This window comes from Sphingomonas koreensis, assembly GCF_002797435.1.
Classification (GTDB): Bacteria; Pseudomonadota; Alphaproteobacteria; order Sphingomonadales; family Sphingomonadaceae; genus Sphingomonas; species Sphingomonas koreensis.
In genome coordinates this window covers 2,389,661-2,409,423 of sequence record NZ_PGEN01000001.1, presented here as the reverse complement: position 1 = coordinate 2,409,423, position 19,763 = coordinate 2,389,661, and the positions used below count along the sequence as shown (strand labels likewise).

Here is a 19,763-nt window from a genome sequence, read left to right as displayed (position 1 = left end):
TCCCCTAAACACCGGTTCGATCGATCTGGATCGTTGATGTAACCGGTTACAATGCCGTCGGAGCTTTTAACATCTCCTGACACTCGCCTAGAGAAGCTGTTTATGACTACGTTGTCAATCGCATTTGTCGGCGCGACCGACCAGAATGGGTAAAGTGGTCCGGGCATGCGACGCCCGGACCATCTGGAGCTCTACTCCCACCAATAAGGCAGGCGCCTGGCCGTTCCTGTCTCGACCTCGTTCATCGTCTTGGCATCGTAGAGACGGCCACCCAACATGACTCGGCTGATCTTGTCGCTATTGCGAATGTCAGTCGTGGGATCGGCGTCGAGCAGAACAAGATCGGCAAGCTTGCCCGCCTCGATCGAGCCGATGTCCTTGGCGAAGCCGAGCGATCTGGCCGAATCGATCGTGCCCGCGCGCAACGCCTCGACCGGGGTCATCCCGCCACGAACGAACGACCACAGCTCCCAGTGCGAGCCGATGCCCGCCTGCTGCCCATGCGCGCCAATCGCGACCAGGCGGCCGGTCGCCGCGACCTTCTTCGCCTCGCGCGCATTGTCGTCATCGACGAAATTGTCTTCGGGCGCCTTGGTGATGCGCATCGTGTCCGCGCGAAGCCGTGCCGGCGGGGTGTGGACGAGCAGCGGGTTCTTCCACACATCGGTCGCCTGCCGCCAGTAGGGATCACCAGCGAGACCGCCATAGCTGACCACCAATGTCGGCGTGTAGTTGGTATCCGACTGGCCGAACATCTGCAGCACATCCTTGTAGAAGATGTCGGCGGGGATGTTGTGCTCCAGCGTCGAATTGCCGTCGGCGATCAGGTTCATGTCCATGCCGAACAGCGACCCGCCCTCGGCCACCACCTGCATCCCCTCGGCACGCGCGGCCGCGACGACCATCTGGCGCTGCTCGCGGCGCGGCTGGTTATAATTCTTCACCGAATGGCCGCCCTGCGCCTTTAGGCGGCGGATATGGGCGAGTGCGTCCTCATAGCTGTCGATCTGTGCATAGACGTCGGCATTCTTCGCGCCATAGACGATCTCGCCGGTCGAGAAGATGCGGGGGCCGAGGATCTTGCCCGCGCGCTGCATCTGCTGTGCGGCGAAGACGAGGCTGGCCTGGCTCGACGGATCGTGGATGATCGTGGTGCCGAGTGCGAGGTTCTGGATCAGCGACCAGTTCTGCTGCGGCACCAGATCATCGGTGCCGTACGGGCCGTGCGCGTGCGCATCGACCAGGCCGGGGATGATCGTCTTGCCGGTCACGTCGATCGTCTTCGTGCCCGCCGGGAGCTGGATCGATGCGGTCGGCGCGACCTGGACGATGCGGTCGCCCTCGATCACGATCGTCGCATTGTCGATGATCCCGCCATCAGCGCTCGCCATGGTGACGACCCGTGCGCCGGTCAGCGCGACGCGGCCCGAAGGCTTCGCCGCTCTGACCTCCATCGCCAGCGAGGTGGTCCGCGGCGTGACGCTCGGCCTGGCACCGGGCGCGCTCGCGAAGAAGGCGCTGCGGTCAGCGGTGTAGAGCGTCGGCCCCATGCTCCAATGAAGGCGCGACCCGTCGCCCGACCAGTGGATATAGTCGGCGCCATCGGTGCTGACACGGACGACCGGGAGCGCGTCTGCCTTGGGTCCGACGGTGACCTCCTGTCCGCCGGGCATCAGCGGCATCGCGAAGACCTGATAATTCTGGCGGAAGGCGATGCTCCTGCCGTCGGGCGCAACGATATAGTCGTTGGCGAGCTCGCCGCTGGCGTGGACGCGCTTGCCCTCACCATTGAGGTCGGTCGAGACGAGTTCGAGCTTGTTCTCGCCCGGGCTGGTCATGAAGATACGGTCACTCGACGCCCCGAATTGCGGCCGCGCCATGCCGCGGGCGACCAGCTCGGGTGCGCCGCCGGTGGCCGCGACGCGATAGACGCCGGGATCGTTCGACCAGCCGGGCGCGGTGAGGCCGCCGCCCGCCGCCTTTTCGAACACGATGGTCCGGCCGTCGGGCGAGAAGTGCGGACGCGCATAGAGACCGGGTTGAATCGTCACGTCCTTCGCCGCGCCACCGCCAGCGGCAACGGTGCGGATGCGACCGAGCCTGGCGTCGCTCCATTCGACGAAGACGATCGAGCGGCCGTCGCGCGACCAGCTGGGATACAGCTCGACGCCGGCCTCCTCGGCGAGGCTGGTGAGCCGCTTGGGGGCACCGCCCGACACCGGCCGGGTCCAGAGCTTGCCCATGCTTTCGAACACGACCTTGCCGCCATCGGGCGAAACCGATGCGAAGCGCGTCATCTTGGTCGAGAAGCTGGCGGGTGCGACTTCGATCTGCGGGTGCGAGGCGGTGGCGACGGTGCGGCTGTCAGCGACACGGAACGGGATCACCGTAGCGTTCGCACCATCGGCATCGACGCGACGGATCTTGCCACCTGCCCAGAACACGATCGACTTGCTGTCGGGCGTCCAGTCCATGTTCGGATAGACGCCGGTGACTGCCCAGGTCTCCTGAACGTCCTGATCGAGCGTATCGTAGATCTTACGTTCCTCACCCGAAGCGAGGTCGCGGACATAGAGCTTGGACCTAGTCGCCTCGCGCCGGACGAAGGCGATCTTCTTCCCGTCGGGCGACGGCGTCGGGCGCACCGAGCCGCCAAGTCCGGACACCGCCGTCGTCGTCTCGCCACTTTCGAGGTCGTAGCGCTCGATGTTGAACAGGTTGGTGTTCGAATCCTGCGCATATTCGAAGATCGGGCCGGGCGTGATGTTGCGCGTGAAGAACACTGACTTGCCGTCGGCGGCATAGACCGGCTCGCCCAGTTCCTTCTGCACCCGCTCATTGGCGCGCTTGACCAGCTTCACTCCGCTGCCGCCCGAGACGTGATAGAGCCACACCTCCCCTGTCCCCAGCGAACGGCCGGTGGTGAAATGCTTCTTGGCGACGATGTACTGGCCGTCGGGCGACCAGCTCGGCTGGTTCAGGAGGCGGAAATCCTCCTTGGTCAGCTGCTTCTTGTCGCTGCCGTCGGCGTTCATGATCCAGATATTGTCGCCACCGCCGCGGTCGGAGGTGAAGGCGATGCGGCGGCCATCGGGCGAGAAGCGCGGATGGACCTCCCACGCGAGACCCTCGGCGATCCGGGTCGGCGTGCCGCCGGCGATCGGCATGGTGTAGATGTCGCCGAGCAGGGTGAAGGCGATCGTGCGGCCGTCAGGCGAGACATCGACGTCGATCCAGGTGCCCTCGTCGGTATCGATCGCGACTTGCTTCAGCGTCGCGCCCTGCGGCGCGTTGACGTCCCATTTGGGCTTGTCAGCCGGCTTCTCCTGGGCATGGGCCTGAGCGAGGACGAAAAGCGCGGCGAGGACGCCCGCGACCGAATGACGCATCCGAAAACTCCCTGAACCCTGTTGTCAGGCGGGAGTGGTAACGGGCGAAACCGCCCGCGTCATCCTCTTGCTGAGGTTGGGGCGCGGGCCGGTACCGCTTCGACGAAGTCAAACCTAGCGGCGGAGCAGGAACACCGCATGCTCGGCGCGGAAATTGGCCGCGGCGGCGCTGGTGCGCTGGTCGCCCGAGAGGAACCAGGCCTGCTCCACCGTGATCCCGCGCTCGCGGACATAGGCGCGGAAATCGTCGACCGTGACGTGGTGGATATTGGGAGTCTCGTACCATGCAACGGGCAGCAGCCGTGTCACCGGCATCCGCCCGCCCCACAGCAGCGACATGCGAACCCGCCAATGCGCGAAATTGGGGAAGGAAACGAAAGCACGCTCCCCGATGCGCAACAGGTGATCCAGGACGTGGTGCGGGTGCATCGTCGTCTGGAGCGTCTGGCTGAGTATCGCATAGTCGAAACTGGCGTCGGGATAGTCGGCCAGATCGCGATCCGCGTCGCCTTGAATCACCGAGAGTCCACGCGACACCGCAGTCGCGACATTGACCGGATCGATCTCGAGCCCGCGTGCATCGCACTGGCGATCGTCGCGCAGCGCGGCCATCAGCGCACCATCGCCACAGCCGACGTCGAGCACGCGGCTATCGGCCCGCACATTGGCGGCGATGATCGCCAGATCGGGGCGCAGCGCGGTCATGCGGCGCTCCGCCGGTACACATCGGGATCATGGCGCTGCATGAACAGCTCCGGCTGGGCGATCGGCTGCCAGCCGAGCGCGGCGTACACGCCATGGGCATCGCTGGTCGCCAGCATCCAGCGGCGCAGACCCTGGAGTTCCGGGTGATCGTGGAGGGCCCGCACCATCGCCTTTGCCAGCCCCTTGCCACCATGATCAGGCAGCACGAACACATCGGCGAGGTAGGCGAAGGTCGCGCGATCGGTCACGACACGCGCGAACCCGACTTGCTCTTCGTCACGATAGGCGCCGACACAGACCGAATTGGAGATCGCCCGCGCCAGCGTCTCGCGCGGCATCCCGCTCGCCCAATAGCTCCCGGCGATGAAGCCGTGGATCACGTCGAGCTGGAGCCGCGCCGGATCGAGGCTGATATCATAGCCCTGCGTCATCGCCCCGCCCTCAGGAACCCATCGACGACGCGGTTCAATTCGGGCGCCTCGAGCAGGAAGGCGTCATGGCCGAAGGGCGAGGACAGCTCGACGAAGCTGACCGGCGCACCCGCCGCGTTGAGCGCATGGACGATCGCGCGCGAATCGCGAGTGGGATAGAGCCAGTCGGTATCGAAACTGACGAGGCAGAAGCGCGCCCTGGTCTCGCGGAAGGCGTTGGCGAGCAGGCCGCCATGCTCCTCGGCCAGGTCGAAATAGTCCATCGCGCGGGTGATGTAGAGATAGGCGTTGGCATCGAACCGATCGACGAACGAGAGGCCTTGATGGCGCAGATAGCTTTCGATCTGGAAGTCGGCGTCGAAGCCGAACGACTTCGCCTCACGCGCCTGAAGCCGCCGCCCGAATTTCTCGGTCAGACCCGCCTCGGACAGATAGGTGATATGCGCCGCCATGCGCGCGACGGCGAGGCCCGCAGCGGGCGGATCGCCGTCATAATAGGCGCCGCCGTTCCACCGCGGATCGGCCATCACCGCCTGACGCCCGACCTCGTGGAAGGCGATGTTCTGTGCCGAATGCCGTGCGGTCGAGGCGATCACCACCACCGCATCGACCCGGTCGGGGAAGGTCGCGGGCCAGCTCAGCGCCTGCATCCCGCCCATCGATCCGCCGACCACCGCCTTCAGCCGCCCGACACCGAGATGGTCGAGCAGCATCGCCTGCGCACGGACCATGTCGCGGATGGTGATGACCGGAAAGTCCATGCCCCAGGGCCTGCCGGTCGCGGGATTGACCGTGGCGGGGCCTGAACTGCCCATGCAGCTGCCCAGCACATTGGCACAGACGATGAAGTGCCGATCGGGATCGACCGGCTTGCCCGGCCCCACCATCCGCGTCCACCAGCCGGGCTTGCCCGTCACGGGATGCGGCGAAGCGACATGCTGGTCGCCGGTCAATGCATGGCAGATCAGGATCGCGTTGCCGCCATCGGGCGCCAGCGTCCCGTAGGTCTCGTACGCGATCTCGACCGGCGACAGCAGCACGCCACCGTCGAGCCGGAGCGGCCCGGGCAGGGTGACGTGGCGCGAAAGACCGAAACGCTGGTCGTCTGACATGCGCGTCTGACTAGGGACGCGAAGGCCCCCGTTCAAGCGGTGCTCGAATTATCTGGCACTGCGGGAGCGTGCGGCGATCACGGCTTGCGCCGCCAGACGTCCGGTCTGCGCGCCGCCGTTCATGAAGCCGACCCAGGCATCGGACACATGCTCGCCCGCGAAGAGGACCCGTCCGGCAACCGCCTGCTGCCGCTCGGCCGGCGTAGCGGATTCGACCCAGAAGAGCGGGCCGAAACGGGTCAGCTGGCCCGGTGCGCTGTTGGTATAGGCGCCGAGCGTCAGCGCGTCGTTGCACCAATTGGTCCGACGGACCATGCCGCCTGCCACCGCTTGCGCGATGCCGGGAATGCCGATTTCGGAAAGCCGGGCGAAAGCATCCGCCAGCGCGTGCGGCGAAACGGCGGCCGCGGCATCGACCTGTTCGCCGCCGAGGAACCAGGTCCATACCGGCCTGCCGTCCTCCCCGCCCCGGATGGTGCCCTCCCAGCCCAGCGCATAGGGCGGCGCGGTATCCCACAGCTCCCCGCCGGTACCGAGTATCGCCTGCCATGGCGTCGCCGAAGCCGTCGCCTGCAGCTTTTCGTTGCGGCCAAGATCGGCCTCGGCCACGAACTCGCGCCAGCGCGCGGACAGCGGGACCGCGAAATCGATCTGGCGCAGGATCGGTGCGGGCGCGGCGACGATCACGGTATCGGCCATGACATGCGTGCCATCGACGAATTCGAGCCGGAGTCCGCTCCCGGTCTCACGGATCGCCCGCAGGCGCCGCCCGGTTTCGATCCGATCGCGATGCGCATCGGCAATGGCGTTGACGAGCCGACCGCTGCCGCCCGCGATCACATAGCGCTCGTCGCTGCCGGCCAACACCTCGACATGCTCGCCCTTCACCGTGGGCAGGTTGAAGATGAGCTGGAGCGCCGAGGCGTCGCCCGGCTCGGAACCATATTCGGTGCGGATGCTCGCTTCGATCAGCGCGCGGATGCGCCGATCGCGGATCAACGCGGCGTGGCGGTCGAGATACTGCGCGACCGAGAGCCGGTCGATCGCCGCCGCGGCGCGGGGACTGGCATCGACCGCCTCCGAATCGCGCGCGATCCGTGCGGCGAGCGGGGCAAGCAGTCGGGCAAGCTCGGCCTGCGATGCGACCGCGCCATCCGCCAGGATCACCGAGCGGTGCGGCCCGGACTTGCGGTCGACCAGCGGCACCGCGAACTCCTTCGCCAGTGCATGCATGTCGGCATGGTCCGAATTGACGAGCTGGCCGCCGGCTTCGAACACCTGCCCTTCCGAAGTAAGCTGGGTGTACATGCGCCCGCCGAGACGATTGCGCGCCTCGTACAATCGCGCGTCGATGCCCGCCTTGGCCAGATGATGCAGCGCCGAAAGCCCCGCGATTCCGCCACCAACGATCGCCACCCGGCCCGAAGCGGGCAACGCCATCGCCTGGACCGGCAGCCCCGCCGCGACGCCGCTCGCCGCCATGCCCTGAAGCAGCGCGCGGCGGCCGATGCCGCCATGACCGGCGCGTGGTGCGGCCTTGCCGCGCGCCGCCAGATCCTGCCGCCGCGCCAACGCCAATGCGCGCCACAGCGTCTCGCTTCCCCGCATCCATCGTCCCCTGTTCGAAGCAGGGCTTAGCACAGAGCAATTTCGCAAACCTTGCCATTCTTACCCGCATCGGCCATCGCGCGCGCCATGACCGCGACCAACAGCAAACCGCAGCCCAAGCCCTGGATCATGGACATCGCCCCCTATGTGCCGGGCAAGTCCAAGACCGACGACGGCCGCAAGGCGATCAAGCTCTCGTCGAACGAGAACCCGCTCGGCACGTCGGACAAGGCGCGCGCGGCGTTCGCGACCGCCGCGAACAGCCTTGAGCGCTACCCCGATGCGAGCGCGGTCGAGCTGCGCGAGGCGCTGGCGGAACTGCATGGGCTCGATGCCGCGCGGATCATCTATGGCAACGGGTCGGACGAGGTGCTTCATCTCGCCGCCGGCGCGTTCGCCGGGCCGGGCGACGAGATCATCTACGTCAATTACGGCTTCACCGTGTATCCGATCGCGACCAAGCGTGTGGGCGCCACCCCGGTAGTCGCCGCCGATGCCGATTATGCGACCGATGTCGACGCGATCCTCGCCAGCGTGACCGACAGGACGCGGATCGTGTTCGTCGCCAACCCCAACAACCCGACCGGCACCTATGCCAGTCGCGAGGAGATTGCGCGGCTGCACGCGGGCCTGCGTCCCGACATCCTGCTGGTGCTCGACCACGCCTATGCCGAATATATCGAGGGCGAGATCGACGATGGCGGGATGGAGCTGGCGAAGACCCAGCCCAATGTGCTGGTCACGCGTACCTTCTCCAAACTCTATGGCCTTGCCGCGGAGCGGATCGGCTGGGGCTATGGCTCGGCCGAGGTGATCGAGGCGATGCACCGCATCCGCCTGCCCTTCAGCATCACCATCGCGGGCACCGCGGCGGCGATCGCAGCGCTGCACGACAGCGCGTTCGTCGAGCATACGCGCAGCCACAATGCGCAGTGGCGCCGCTGGTTCGCCGACGAAATCGCCAAGCTCGGCAATGCAGGGCTGCGCGCGGTGCCGAGCCAGGCGAATTTCGTGCTGGTGCTGTTCGAGGGCGCACTGACCGCCGAGGCGGCGTACAAGGGGTTGATGGACGAAGGCTATATCGTCCGCTGGCTGCCAGGACAGGGCCTGCCCCATGGCCTGCGCATCACCATCGGCACCGAGGAGGAGACGCGCGCAGTCGCCGCGATCCTGAACAAGCTGGTGGCGGAGACGCAGCAGCCCGCGACCGCGGGATGAAGCGGTTCGGCATCATCGGCTTCGGCCGGTTCGGGCAGCTCGCCGCAAGGCATCTGCGCGACCATTTCAGCGTGGTCGTGACCGATACGGCTGATGTCGGCGAGGCGGCGGCGGCAATCGGTGTCAAAACGGGCAGCCTTGCGGACGCAGCCGATTGCGACGTGGTGATGCTGGCCGTGCCGGTACAGGCGATGGCGGCGACGATCGCGGCGATCGCGCCGCTGGTGCGGCCGGGCGCGCTGGTGCTCGACGTCGCCTCGGTCAAGATGCTGCCCGCGCGCTGGATGCTTGAGGCGCTGCCCGAAAGCGTCGATATCGTTGCGACCCACCCGCTGTTCGGCCCGCAGAGCGCGCGCGGCGGCCTCGAGGGGCAGCCGCTGGTCGTCTGCGCGGTGCGCGGCGAGCGGCATCACAAGGTCGCCGAATTCGGCCGCAGCCTGGGCCTGTCGGTCTCGATCACCACCGCCGAGGAGCATGACCGCGAGATGGCTTATGTCCAGGCGCTGACGCATCTGATCGGGCGCGCGCTGGTCAATATCCGCATCCCCGACGAGGAGCTGAAGACCAACAGCTACCAGCATCTGCTGGAGTTGTGCGGGCTGATCCGCGACGACAGCAAGGAGCTGTTCTTCGCGATCCAGAACCTCAATCCCTATGCCGAGGAGATCACCCGCCAGTTCATCGCCGAGGCCAACGGCCTGCTGGCGGAGAGCCTGAAGGCCGGGAACCGCAGCGCGGCGGACTGAGCGGCTAGCGGGCTTGCGCCCAGCCGAGGACCAGAACCACCGCGCCCGCCAGCGAGCCGGCGGTGCGGACATGGTTCCAGAACACCCAGTCGCGCAGATAGCGCGCCCAGAGCGCCGCACCGTCGGCGCCGGCCGGATCGACCGCAGCGAGTGCGTTGTTGAGCGGTACGTTGCACACCATCGTCACCGCGAAACAGCCCAGGACATAGAGCGCCGCGCCGGCGAGCACATGGATCGCGCCGGGCTGTCCGAAGTTGAGCCCCGCGACGACGGCCAGCCCGAGCAGCAGCAGCGCCGTGCCGATGAAGAGTCCGAGGAAGAACGGATTGATGACGGTGATGTTGATCGCCTGCATCGCCCGAATGCCTTCCGGCCCCGGCACGCGCGCTAGCGCCTGCATGATGAAGGTCGAGAAACCGTAGAAGACCCCGCCGATGACAAAGGCGCCGATCGCGGCGATCAGGACGGGAAGCTTGAGCAATCCGATCATCATCCGTCTCCCTTGAATGTCGCCCCCTTTTTCAGGGCTCGAGCGCGTTGATCCCCCGATGGACCTGCGCTTCGACATCCGCCCGTTCCAGCCCCGGAGCGATCGGTGCACCGAAGCGGACCGTCACGGTGCCCGGACGCTTCGGACCGCGCCGCGGCCAGAACCGCCCGCTGTCCAGCGCCACCGGTACGACCGGAAGACCGAGTGCGCGATAGAGTCCCGCAAAGCCCGAGCGGATCGGCGGCGATTCGCCCGGCGCGACGCGTGTCCCTTCAGGGAAGATCAGCACCGACCGCCCCTCGCCCAGCGCCGCCTTCGCCTCCCGCATCATCTGGCGCAACGCTTTCGCATTGGCGGCGCGATCGACCACGATCACGCCGTAGCGCTGCGCCGCCCAGCCCCAGAGCGGAATCTGCGCAAGCTCGCGCTTCATCACGATCGCGGGAGCGCCGAGCATCGCCGCAACCGCCATCGTCTCGAACATCGCCTGATGCTTGGCGGGATAGAGCGCCGGCCCTGCCGCGAGCTGCCCCTCCACCCGCACGTGGATGCCGAGGATATGCCGCGCCGACCAGACGCCGAGCCGCGCCCAGCCGATGCAATAGGGGCGCAGGACCCGGGCACCGAACAGTGCCGCCACGGGCGTGCCGAGGACGATCGGCACCGACAGTCCATAGAAGAAGATCGCGAAGGCGATGCTGCGCAGCCGGTCAGCCATTGCCGATCCCGAACAGCAGTGCGATCCGCCGGACCAGATACTTGTGATATTCGCGCAGCAGCGTTGAGAAGCGCGCATTGGTGCGCACCCCGTCGCCCCGGATTTCGACATCGCCGCCCAGCGCGTTGCCGAGCTCGAGCTTCGCGCGCGGCACATGCCAGTCGGCGGTGACGAGGCGCACCGACTTGTAGCCATGCTTGCGCACCCAGGCCGCGGTCTCGTCGGCATTGGAGCGAGTATCCACCGCCTCGTGCCCGAGATCGATGCAGCAACGGAACAGCGAGGGCGGCGCGCGATGTGCGACCGCAAGCTCGATCGGGCGTACGGTGGGATCGGTACCCGTGATCAGCATGCGCTTGGCCGATCCGGCCTGGAGCAACGCGATGCCACGCGGGATGCGGCCCGCGCCGCCCGTCGGGACCACAACCGCATCGGTCTTGATCCCCGGATCGAGCGGCTTGCCGAGCGAAAGCATGAACAGCGCGAAGCCAAGCGACCAGACAATCCCGCCCAACGCCAGCATGCGCCAGATCACGCGCATCACAGCGTCTTCCCCAATGTGCCCAGCACGGCAACGCGCGCAGCGAGGAGCGCCATCAGCGCAAAGACCAGCGGCAGGGCGAGCAGCAACAGCCAGTCGAGCGGGACGAGCGAGACTCCTCCCAGCAGCTCAGACCCCAGCCCCGCCGCCTGCTGGCCGAGCAGCCAGACCATCGCCAGCGCGGCGGTCGTACCGAGCAAGCCGCCGAGCAGCGTATCGAGCGCGATCCGCCGCTGGAACAGCCTGGCGACCTGCATGTCGGTCGATCCGAGCATGTGGAGCACGGCGATCGTGTCGCGATGCGTGTCGAGCCCGCCGCGCGCGGTGAGCAGCACGACGATCGTCGTCACGGTCGCCATCAGCACCACCAGCGCGACGGCGAACCAGGTGATCGTGTTCAGGAACGCGCTGACCGGCGAAAGCCACTGCGCGTGCCGGTCGATCTGCGCCGCCGGCGCAACCGCGCGGGCAGCGGCGCGGACGCGCTCGATTCCGGCGGCATCTCCCGAAGCCAGATCCACGTCGATCATCGCGGGCATCGGCAGATCGGCGTCCAGCCCCGCCTCGCCCAGCCAGGGCTCGAGCAGTTCGGCGAGCCGGTTGCGATCCACCTCCGCCACGCGCGTGACGCCGGGCAGCGTGCGGACGCGCTGGACGATCGCCTTTGCCGCGGCATCGCGCCGGGCGGGGTCGCCCTCGACCAGCTGGATCGTCAGTCGCCCGGCGAGCTGACGGTCGAGCGTGCGGCTCGCGCCCGCCATCCCCAGGCCAAGCGCCGCAGCGAGCACGGTCAGGAACAGCATGATCGCCATCACCCACAGCATGCCGCGGGTACGACGGCTCTCATCGAGCAGGCGGTCCTCGGGTTTGTTGCGCACGAACGGGTTCATGCCGGCGCCTGCCCCGGCGGGTAACGAAGCGCCCCCGTCGGATCGTTGAGGCGCCCCTTCTCGATCCGCATCATCCGCGCATCGGGGATCCGGCTGATCAGCTGGAAGTCGTGCGTTGCGACCACCACCGTCGTACCGAGCCGGTTCAGCGAATCGAACAGGTGCAGCAGACGCTCGGCCATGTCGGGATCGACGTTGCCGGTCGGCTCGTCGGCGATCAGGATTTCGGGCCGGGTGATGACGGCACGCGCGATCGCGATGCGCTGCTGCTCGCCACCCGACAGCGTCGGCGGCTTGGCGGAATCGCGATCCTTGAGCCCCACCCAGGCAATCATCTCGCGCACCGGCCCTTCGATATCGGCCTCGGGAATGCCCGCGACCCGCAGCGGCAGCGCGACATTGTCATAGGCCGAAAGGTGCGGGAGCAAGCGGAAATCCTGGAACACCACGCCGATACGGCGGCGGAAACCCGGAAGACGCTTGCGCGGCAGGGCGCCCGCATCCTCGCCGAACAGCCGCACGATGCCGCGCGTCGGCCGCTGGGCGAGATAGAGCAGCCTGAGCAGCGAGGTCTTGCCCGCGCCCGATGCACCGGTGACGAAATAGAAGGAGCCGGCGCTCAGCGTGAAGCTGACATCGCTCAGCGTCTCCGCCCCGGTCCCGTAGCGCAGGCCGACATTCTCGAACTGGACGATATTGGCCATGCCGGCGCCCGGCCGCTCCTGAAATAGTAACTGCCCCGAAGGCTCCAGCCATCGCACAGGCGCGAAGCGGGCTCAAGCGGCGGCACTCGTCCCCAACTCCTTGCCCTTGCCCCTTGCCAAGCCGACTCGACGGGTGTTTAGATTCGGGATTGGCGATCTCCGCGCCCCAGTACCCGAGCAAGACGTGCCGCGATGATCCTGGAATGTCCCGAGTGCCGTACCCGCTATCTGGTTCCCGACAGTGCGATCGGGCCCGAGGGACGCACCGTGCGCTGCGCGAGCTGCCGCCATAGCTGGCACCAGGCACCTGCCGACCTTCCGGCTGCCGCCCCCGCCGCGGAGGTCATCCGCGCCGACGCCTATTCGGCACCGCCGCCTCCACCCCCTCCGCCCCCGGCGCCGGCCAAGGACGTCCAGCGCGACTTCGATCCCTTCGCGCATGAGCCCCCCTTCAAGCCACGCAGGAATCCCGAGCGGCGCTGGACGGCGGCGGCGCTCATCGCCGGCATCTCCATGCTGCTCGGCGCCGCGGCGATCCTCTATACCGGCGCGCCGGGCATCGCCGCGCAGCTCGGCTTGCCGGTCGGCGAAGCCCGGACACCGCTGATCTTCACTGCGCGTTCGGTCGAACGCAAGCCGCGGCTCAATGGCGGCGAGCTGTTCGTGGTGAGCGGACAGGTGATGAACCCCAGCAAGGAACGGCAGCGGGTGCCCAACATCCTGGCCGAGCTTCGCGACGGCAACAACACGGTCGTCTACAACTGGACCATCACCCCCGAACCGCGCGCGCTGCCGCCGGGCGGAAGCCTTGAGTTCAACAGCGGCAAGCTCGACGTGCCCGCCACCGGCAAGACGATCCAGCTCAGCTTTTCAGGCGAAGCCGCCGAGTAACCCACCATAGCCGCCCGCCATTGAGCAGCGCGGCCGCGACCATCCCCGATGCCGATGCCGCGACCAGCCCCGTGGCGCCCCAGCCGGCATGGACCGTCCACAGCCCGATTCCGCCGGTCAACAGGAAGAAGGCGATGATGCCGTTGACGCCCGCCACGACCTGATCGCCCAGCGAGCGCAGCGCATAGACGAACACGACCTGGATTCCGTCGAACAGGATGAACGGCCCCCAGAGCGGCAGCATCGCGATCGCGGCGGCGGCGACTGCGGCGCTCGCCGGGAAGCCGCCGACGATGAGCTGCGGCACAAGGATCAGGGGCAGCGCGAGCAGGCCGAGTGTGAGCGCCGCCAGCACCGCCGCGATCGCGGTCCGCGGCCCGGCCTCCGCGGGAGTTCCCTCGCCTACCGCGTTGCCCGCCCGCACGCCCGCCGCCGATCCAAGGCCCAGCGCGAAGGCGAAGGTGACATTGTGGACCGAGAAGACGATCTGGAACGCGTGCGTCACCGTCTCACCGAGCTGGGTCGAGAGCGCGATCAGGATCGAGAAGCCCGCAAGCTCCAGCCCGGATGCGATCGCAGGGACGAAGCCGAAGCCGAGCAGCGCCCAGACACCGCGCCACATCGCCGGCGAACCGAAGTCGCGCCAGTCGCGCACCCCGCGCTCGCGGGCACGCGGCAGCGTGAGCGCGGCGACGATCATTGCGATCGCGCCGATCATCGTCGCGGTCACGGTGGCCGCGGCGGCGCCCACGGCACCCATTGCCGGCAGGCCGAACTGGCCGGTGGCCAGGATCCAAGCGAGCACGCCGTTGATCGGCAGGATCGCCACATCGACCACCATCACCCGCTTGGGGCGGCTGACGCCTTCGAGGAAGAAGGTCGCGGCGACCAGCAGCAGCTGGAACGGATAGCCGAGCGCCATGACGCGGACGACGCGCGCGGCCTCGGGCGCGATCGCGGGATCGACGCCAACGCCCTGCAGCATCGGCAGAGCAAAGGCGAACAGCGTTCCGCCGCTGATCAGCCCGAGCAGGAAGCCGAGCACAAGGCCCTGGCGCAGCACCGCACCGGTGGCGGGCAGATCCTTCGCCCCGTCGGCGCGCGACGAGAAGACCAGCACGCCGGTGAGCCAGCCCAGCGCAACGACGATGCCGATAAAGGTCAGCGTCCGGCTGGCGCCGAGCGCCGCCACCTCATGCGTGCTGACCAGCCCGACCACGATCACGTCGGTGACGTGCATGATCGTCCAGGTGAGCGCGGTCAGCACCACGGGCCAGGCCAGCGCGAGGATGCGGCGCGTCTCCGCGCGAATGTCGTGGGGAAGACGCATGGGCCGGCGGGCTTAGCGTTTGTTCCGCGTTCGCGGAAGCGGTTCCGGCCCGCTCCCCCACGCGCCCGCGCCCACCCAGTCAGGATATGCTATGGGTGGTCGGGTGGGGCGCATGCGGTCGGGAACCGCGAGCCGTCGCAATGCGACAACAAAGCGGAAAGGGAGGTTGCATGCCCCGAAACGCTTTGCTAGGGGCCGCTGCCTTACCAGCTACCGGGTTCATCCGGTGGACGAAATCAGTGCGGTCGTGGCGGAACTGGTAGACGCGCAACGTTGAGGTCGTTGTGGGCGAAAGCCCGTGGAAGTTCGAGTCTTCTCGACCGCACCATTTCTTGAAAAGCGTTTGAAGATACGGGCCGGGGGCAACCCCGCCCGTCGCGCTGGCGGGTGGTGTGTAACCGTTTACCGCCCGCCAGTGCCTCTCTATACCTACCCCGCTATACAAGGCATCCGGACACCGGAGCCGGTGCATGAGGGGATCAAGGGATGGAGGCTGGCCAGACGGGCACGGGAAACCCGCCGATTCGCCGGATCGTGATCGTCGGCGGCGGCACCGCCGGCTGGATGACCGCGGCCCTGCTCTCCAAGCTCCTCTTCCGCGGCTACGACATCACCCTGGTCGAATCGGACGAGATCGGGATCATCGGCGTCGGCGAAGCGACCATTCCCGGCATCAAGGATTACAACCATCTCGCCGGGATCGACCTGACCGAGATGATCCGCGCCACCCAGGCGACGTTCAAGCTGGGGATCGAGTTCGTCAACTGGCGCGAACCGGGCTTCCGCTACATCCACGGCTTCGGCAAGATCGGCACCGATCTGATGTGGCTCCACCCGCACCAGCTGTGGCTCAAGCTCGCCGCAATGGGGCAGGCGAAGCATTTCGACCTCTATTCGCTCAATACGCTGGCCGCGCGACAGAACAAGTTCTGCTTCCCCGATCCGCGCAATCCGGGATCGCCGATGGGGCATCTCGACTATGCCTATCATTTCGACGCATCGCTCTATGCCCGCTTCCTGCGCGGCCGGTCCGAAGCGCAGGGTGTGACGCGGACCGAAGGCCGGATCGTCGAGGTCAGGCAGCGCCCGGAGGACGGGTTCGTCGAGAGCGTGGTACTGGCTGACGGGCAGACCGTGTCGGGCGATCTGTTCGTCGATTGCTCGGGGATGCGCTCACTGCTGCTCGGACAGACGCTGGGCGTCGGCTACGAGGACTGGAGCCACTGGCTGCCGTGCGACCGGGCGCTGGCGGTGCCGTGCGAGAGCGTATCGCCGCTGACGCCCTATACACGCTCCACGGCGCACGGAGCGGGCTGGCAATGGCGGATCCCGCTTCAGCACCGGATCGGCAACGGCCATGTCTATTCGAGCGCGCATGTCAGCGATGACGAAGCGGCGGACGTGCTGCTTGCCAATCTCGACGGCAAGGCGCTCGCCGATCCGCGCCCGGTGCGGTTCGCGCCGGGCAAGCGCCACAAGGCGTGGGAGAAGAATGTCGTCGCGATCGGCCTTTCCAGCGGCTTTCTCGAGCCGCTGGAATCGACCAGCATCCACCTGATCCAGACCGGCATCCTGAAGCTCGTGGCGCTGTTCCCGGGTCAGGGCTTCAACGCCGCCGACATCGCCGAATATAATCGCCAGCACAATTTCGAGTTCGACGACGTCCGCGACTTCATCATCGCGCACTACAAGGTCACCAATCGCGAGGACACGCCCTTCTGGGCGCATGTCCGGCATATGGAGGTGCCCGACAGCCTCGCCGAGCGGCTTGAGCTGTTCCGCGCCTCGGCCCGCTTCTTCGTCCACGGCAAGGCCGAGCTGTTCCGCGAGGAGAGCTGGGTTCAGGTGCTGCTCGGTCAGGGAATGGCGATGACCTACGACCCGGTCGTCGACATGATCCCCGACGAGGACGTGATCGCGTTCATGCGCGACATCGAGGAGGTGAACGCCGATGTCGCGGCGGCGATGCCGACCCATCAGGCCTTTATCGACCGCCACTGCAAGGCGCCGTCCTTAGCGAGCTGACCGCACCGGCGCTCCCCTCAGAACGGCACGTCGTCGTCGAGATCGTCGGGGAAGCCGCCGCCGGCAGGCGCGCCGCCGCTGCCGCCGCGACCGCCGCCGCCATAGCCGCCGCCCGAGGAACCGCCGCTACGGCTGCTCGACTGACCGGCGAAGTCGTCATTGCCGCCGCCCCAGTCGTCGCGCGAGCCGCCACCGCCGCCCATGCCGCCGCCACCCTGGCCGCCGCCGGGTCCGTCGAGCATTACCAGCTTGGCGTCGAAGCCCTGCAGCACGATCTCGGTCGAATAGCGGTCGGCACCCGACTGGTCCTGCCATTTGCGGGTCTGGAGCTGGCCTTCGAGATAGACTTTCGAACCCTTGCGCAGATAGCGCTCGGCGACATTGGCGAGGCCTTCGGAAAAGAGCTTCACCGTGTGCCACTCGGTGCGCTCCTTGCGCTCGCCCGAGTTGCGATCCTTCCACGTCTCGGACGTGGCGACGCGCAGTTCGACCACCTTGCCGCCATTCGAGAAGGACCGGCTTTCGGGATCGCGCCCGAGATTGCCGACCAGGATCACCTTGTTGACGCTGCCCGCCATTTCAACTCCGCCTTGAGATCTGTAGTGTTGCCGCAGGAATGGCCGAGATCATCAACCTGAACAAGGCCCGCAAGGCCAAAGCCAGGGCGGCAGGTGCCGCAAAGGCTGTGGAGAACCGTGCGAAGTTCGGGCGGACCAAGGCCGAGAAGGCACGCGACGACGCCGAACGCACCCGGATCGAGCGCGCGATCGACGAGTCGAAACGCGACTAAAGCCCGATCGCGGTTGCCGTCCAATAGGTGACGCCCGCGGCGATATAGGCCAGCGCGAACAGATAGACGATCATCACCGTCGGCCATTTCCAGCCATTGGTCTCGCGCCTCGCGACCGCGATGGTCGACAGGCATTGCGGCGCGAATACGAACCAGGCGAGGAAGGCGAGCGCCGTCGGGAGCGACCAGCGCGCCGACAGCTGGGTGCCGAGCGCTTCACCCTCTTCATCCGCTTCGGCATCGATCGAATAGACCGTCTGGAGCGCAGACACCGCGACCTCGCGCGCCGCCATCGCAGGGATCACGGCGAGGCTCATCTCATGATTGAAGCCGATCGGCTTCAGCACGACCTCAAGGCCCGAGGCGATGCGGCCGGCGACCGAATATTCGCTCTGCTTCACGCCCTCCGGCGCGACAGGGTAGGAGGCGAGCAGCCACAGGGCGACGGTGACGCCCATGATGATCGTGCCCGCACGGCGCAGGAACAGCCAGGCGCGCTGCCACAGGCCGATCCACAGGTCGCGAAGTGCGGGAAGCTGGTAGCGCGGCAGCTCCATCATGAAGCCGCTGCTCTTGCCCTTGGTCGCGGTGAGTCGCAGCACGAAAGCGGCGGCGATCGCACCGACGATGCCGAAGACATACAGGCCGAACAGCACCAGCCCCTGCAATCCGATCCCCCAGCCGAGACTGGTCGCCGGGATGAACGCGCCGATGATCACCGCATAGACCGGAAGCCGCGCCGAACAGGTCATCAGCGGTGCGATCAGGATCGTCGTCAGCCGTTCCTTGGGATCGTCGATCGAGCGCGCGGCCATGATGCCGGGGATCGCGCAGGCGAAGGAGGAGAGCAACGGGATGAATGCCCGGCCCGACAGGCCGACGCCGGACATCAGCCGGTCCATCAGCAATGCCGCACGGACCATATAGCCCGACGCCTCGAGGATCAGGATGAACAGGAACAGGATCACGATCTGGGGCAGGAACACCACCACCGATCCGACGCCGTTGATGATGCCTTCGATCAGCAGGTCGCGCAGGAAGCTTGCGGGCAGGTTCGCCGCCGCGGCTTCGGCCAGCCAGCCCTGGAAGCCCTCGATCCAGCCGATCGGCGCTTCGGACCAGGCGAACACCGCCTGAAACATGACCAGCATGATCGTGGCGAGAATGATCGGTCCCGCGACGGGATGCAGCACGACGCTGTCCACTGCGCGCGTGAAGGCGCGGCCGCGCGGCTGATCGGTGATCGCGACTTTCGCGATACGGCGCGCGTCGCGCTGGAAATGGGTGATGTCCGCGTCGGGTGCTTCGGGCGGCGCAGGCCGGGCGCCGGCGAGCACCCCCGCGAGCGCCGCGCGCAGTTCTTCGAGACCGCGCTTGCGCACCGCGACGGTGCTCACCACCGGCACGCCGAGCTCGGCCGACAGTGTGTCGGTGTCGATCGTCAGGCCGTCGCGCGTCGCCATGTCGATCATGTTGAGCGCCAGCACCATCGGCCGGCCAAGCTGGCGCAGCTGAAGCACGAAGCGCAGGTGATTTTCGATGTTGCTCGCGTCGGCCACCACGATCAGCGCGTCGGGAAGCCGTTCGCCATCCTGCTTGCCGAGTACGACGTCGCGGGTCACCGCCTCGTCGGGGCTCGAGGGGTCGAGGCTGTAGGTGCCGGGGAGATCGACCAGTTCCACCGGCCGCCCGTCGTCGAGCGCCATGCGGCCGGCATGCCGCTCGACGGTGACCCCGGGATAGTTGCCGACCTTTTGCCGCGCCCCGGTCAGCGCGTTGAACAGCGCGGTCTTCCCGGCATTGGGGTTACCGACCAGCGCAACGAGCGGGGACTGGTTCATTCCGCTGCCACCGCGACCCGAATCGCTTCGGTGACATGGCGGCGCAGCGCCACGGTCATCCGCCCGATCCGTACCGCCGCCGGTCCGCCCAGCCAGCCATTGGGCTTGACCAGCTCGACCTCGACGCCCTCGTCCAGCCCGAATTCGCGCAGGCGGCGCGCCTCCGACGGATCGAGCGAATTCCAGTCAACCGACGCAACCGTCGCAGGTACATTGCGCGCCGCGCGCGCCAGGGGAAGACTCATAATGCGAGCGATTATCAACAACATCGGGTAAAGGCCAGTCTCTTCCGCACCCCCACCCGTTTTCCGGGCGCTCAGCCTTGCAAAACATG

The 19,763-nt window shown here is 67.3% G+C and carries 19 protein-coding genes and 1 tRNA gene; 6 read left to right on the top strand and 14 right to left on the bottom strand.

Annotation, left to right across the window (positions count from 1 at the left end):
• Positions 1–191: 191 nt before the first annotated feature.
• The 5 genes from BDW16_RS11360 to BDW16_RS11340 all read right to left on the bottom strand — a co-directional run bounded on the left by BDW16_RS11360 (position 192) and on the right by BDW16_RS11340 (position 7,245).
• Entirely contained in the window at positions 192–3,389 is a 3,198-nt protein-coding gene (locus tag BDW16_RS11360) for an amidohydrolase family protein (RefSeq protein ID WP_066572732.1), read from the bottom strand.
• A gap of 114 nt (positions 3,390–3,503) precedes the next feature.
• A complete protein-coding gene (gene metW, locus BDW16_RS11355; protein ID WP_066572742.1) occupies positions 3,504–4,094 on the bottom strand; it encodes a methionine biosynthesis protein MetW in 591 nt (196 codons plus the stop codon).
• The gene (locus tag BDW16_RS11350) at positions 4,091–4,525 is read right to left on the bottom strand and encodes a GNAT family N-acetyltransferase (protein WP_066572745.1); all 435 of its coding nucleotides are present in this window, start codon (positions 4,523–4,525) and stop codon (positions 4,091–4,093) included. The genes metW and BDW16_RS11350 overlap by 4 nt, the downstream gene beginning before the upstream one ends.
• Positions 4,522–5,637 (bottom strand): homoserine O-acetyltransferase MetX, encoded by a 1,116-nt coding sequence (gene metX / locus BDW16_RS11345; RefSeq protein ID WP_066572748.1) that lies wholly within the window; start codon positions 5,635–5,637, stop codon positions 4,522–4,524. The genes BDW16_RS11350 and metX overlap by 4 nt, the downstream gene beginning before the upstream one ends.
• A 48-nt stretch (positions 5,638–5,685) precedes the next feature.
• Positions 5,686–7,245: a flavin monoamine oxidase family protein gene (locus tag BDW16_RS11340; protein WP_066572749.1), complete on the bottom strand. Its 1,560-nt coding sequence runs from the start codon at positions 7,243–7,245 to the stop codon at positions 5,686–5,688.
• An 87-nt stretch (positions 7,246–7,332) separates the two neighbouring features.
• Here BDW16_RS11340 and hisC point away from each other — a divergent pair, with 87 nt between their 5' ends.
• Together hisC and BDW16_RS11330 are read left to right on the top strand one after the other, a co-directional pair.
• On the top strand, positions 7,333–8,463 hold the full coding sequence (gene hisC / locus BDW16_RS11335) for a histidinol-phosphate transaminase (protein WP_066572753.1): 1,131 nt from the start codon (positions 7,333–7,335) through the stop codon (positions 8,461–8,463).
• Positions 8,460–9,209, top strand: a complete 750-nt coding sequence (locus tag BDW16_RS11330; RefSeq protein WP_066572755.1) for a prephenate dehydrogenase — start codon at positions 8,460–8,462, stop codon at positions 9,207–9,209. Before hisC ends, BDW16_RS11330 begins: the two co-directional genes overlap by 4 nt.
• Before the next feature lie 4 nt (positions 9,210–9,213).
• Here BDW16_RS11330 and BDW16_RS11325 read toward each other — a convergent pair whose 3' ends face one another.
• Genes BDW16_RS11325 through ftsE form a run of 5 tightly spaced genes read right to left on the bottom strand, consistent with a single transcriptional unit; the run spans position 9,214 to position 12,552 of the window.
• The gene (locus tag BDW16_RS11325; protein WP_066572954.1) at positions 9,214–9,699 is read right to left on the bottom strand and encodes an anthrone oxygenase family protein; all 486 of its coding nucleotides are present in this window, start codon (positions 9,697–9,699) and stop codon (positions 9,214–9,216) included.
• Positions 9,700–9,730: 31 nt separating this feature from the next.
• Positions 9,731–10,417: a lysophospholipid acyltransferase family protein gene (locus BDW16_RS11320; protein ID WP_066572756.1), complete on the bottom strand. Its 687-nt coding sequence runs from the start codon at positions 10,415–10,417 to the stop codon at positions 9,731–9,733.
• Positions 10,410–10,952 (bottom strand): YdcF family protein, encoded by a 543-nt coding sequence (locus tag BDW16_RS11315; protein WP_066572957.1) that lies wholly within the window; start codon positions 10,950–10,952, stop codon positions 10,410–10,412. The genes BDW16_RS11320 and BDW16_RS11315 overlap by 8 nt, the downstream gene beginning before the upstream one ends.
• A 5-nt stretch (positions 10,953–10,957) precedes the next feature.
• A complete protein-coding gene (locus tag BDW16_RS11310; RefSeq protein ID WP_066572757.1) occupies positions 10,958–11,848 on the bottom strand; it encodes a cell division protein FtsX in 891 nt (296 codons plus the stop codon).
• On the bottom strand, positions 11,845–12,552 hold the full coding sequence (gene ftsE, locus BDW16_RS11305) for a cell division ATP-binding protein FtsE (protein ID WP_066572759.1): 708 nt from the start codon (positions 12,550–12,552) through the stop codon (positions 11,845–11,847). The genes BDW16_RS11310 and ftsE overlap by 4 nt, the downstream gene beginning before the upstream one ends.
• A 192-nt stretch (positions 12,553–12,744) precedes the next feature.
• Here ftsE and BDW16_RS11300 point away from each other — a divergent pair, with 192 nt between their 5' ends.
• A complete protein-coding gene (locus tag BDW16_RS11300) occupies positions 12,745–13,443 on the top strand; it encodes a zinc-ribbon domain-containing protein (protein WP_066572762.1) in 699 nt (232 codons plus the stop codon).
• On the opposite strand, the gene BDW16_RS11295 is transcribed toward BDW16_RS11300, so the two are convergent.
• Positions 13,415–14,773 (bottom strand): MATE family efflux transporter, encoded by a 1,359-nt coding sequence (locus BDW16_RS11295; protein WP_066572764.1) that lies wholly within the window; start codon positions 14,771–14,773, stop codon positions 13,415–13,417. The two genes, BDW16_RS11300 and BDW16_RS11295, sit on opposite strands and share 29 nt — an antisense overlap.
• A gap of 241 nt (positions 14,774–15,014) precedes the next feature.
• Between BDW16_RS11295 and BDW16_RS11290 the strand changes: the two genes are divergently transcribed.
• Positions 15,015–15,101 (top strand) — tRNA-Leu (locus BDW16_RS11290).
• 158 nt (positions 15,102–15,259) lie between these two features.
• Positions 15,260–16,798 (top strand): tryptophan halogenase family protein, encoded by a 1,539-nt coding sequence (locus tag BDW16_RS11285; RefSeq protein ID WP_066572766.1) that lies wholly within the window; start codon positions 15,260–15,262, stop codon positions 16,796–16,798.
• 17 nt (positions 16,799–16,815) lie between these two features.
• On the opposite strand, the gene ssb is transcribed toward BDW16_RS11285, so the two are convergent.
• A complete protein-coding gene (ssb, locus tag BDW16_RS11280) occupies positions 16,816–17,376 on the bottom strand; it encodes a single-stranded DNA-binding protein (RefSeq protein WP_066572768.1) in 561 nt (186 codons plus the stop codon).
• A gap of 38 nt (positions 17,377–17,414) precedes the next feature.
• Here ssb and BDW16_RS11275 point away from each other — a divergent pair, with 38 nt between their 5' ends.
• Positions 17,415–17,588, top strand: coding sequence for a DUF4169 family protein (locus tag BDW16_RS11275; protein ID WP_075150756.1), 174 nt, complete (start codon positions 17,415–17,417; stop codon positions 17,586–17,588).
• Here the strand turns inward: BDW16_RS11275 and feoB are convergent.
• The gene (gene feoB, locus BDW16_RS11270; RefSeq protein ID WP_066572772.1) at positions 17,585–19,429 is read right to left on the bottom strand and encodes a ferrous iron transporter B; all 1,845 of its coding nucleotides are present in this window, start codon (positions 19,427–19,429) and stop codon (positions 17,585–17,587) included. The genes BDW16_RS11275 and feoB overlap by 4 nt on opposite strands.
• Positions 19,426–19,674 carry a FeoA family protein gene (locus BDW16_RS11265; protein WP_100362749.1) on the bottom strand — a complete coding sequence of 83 codons (249 nt, stop codon included), beginning with the start codon at positions 19,672–19,674 and terminating at the stop codon, positions 19,426–19,428. Before BDW16_RS11265 ends, feoB begins: the two co-directional genes overlap by 4 nt.
• Positions 19,675–19,763 lie beyond the last annotated feature (89 nt).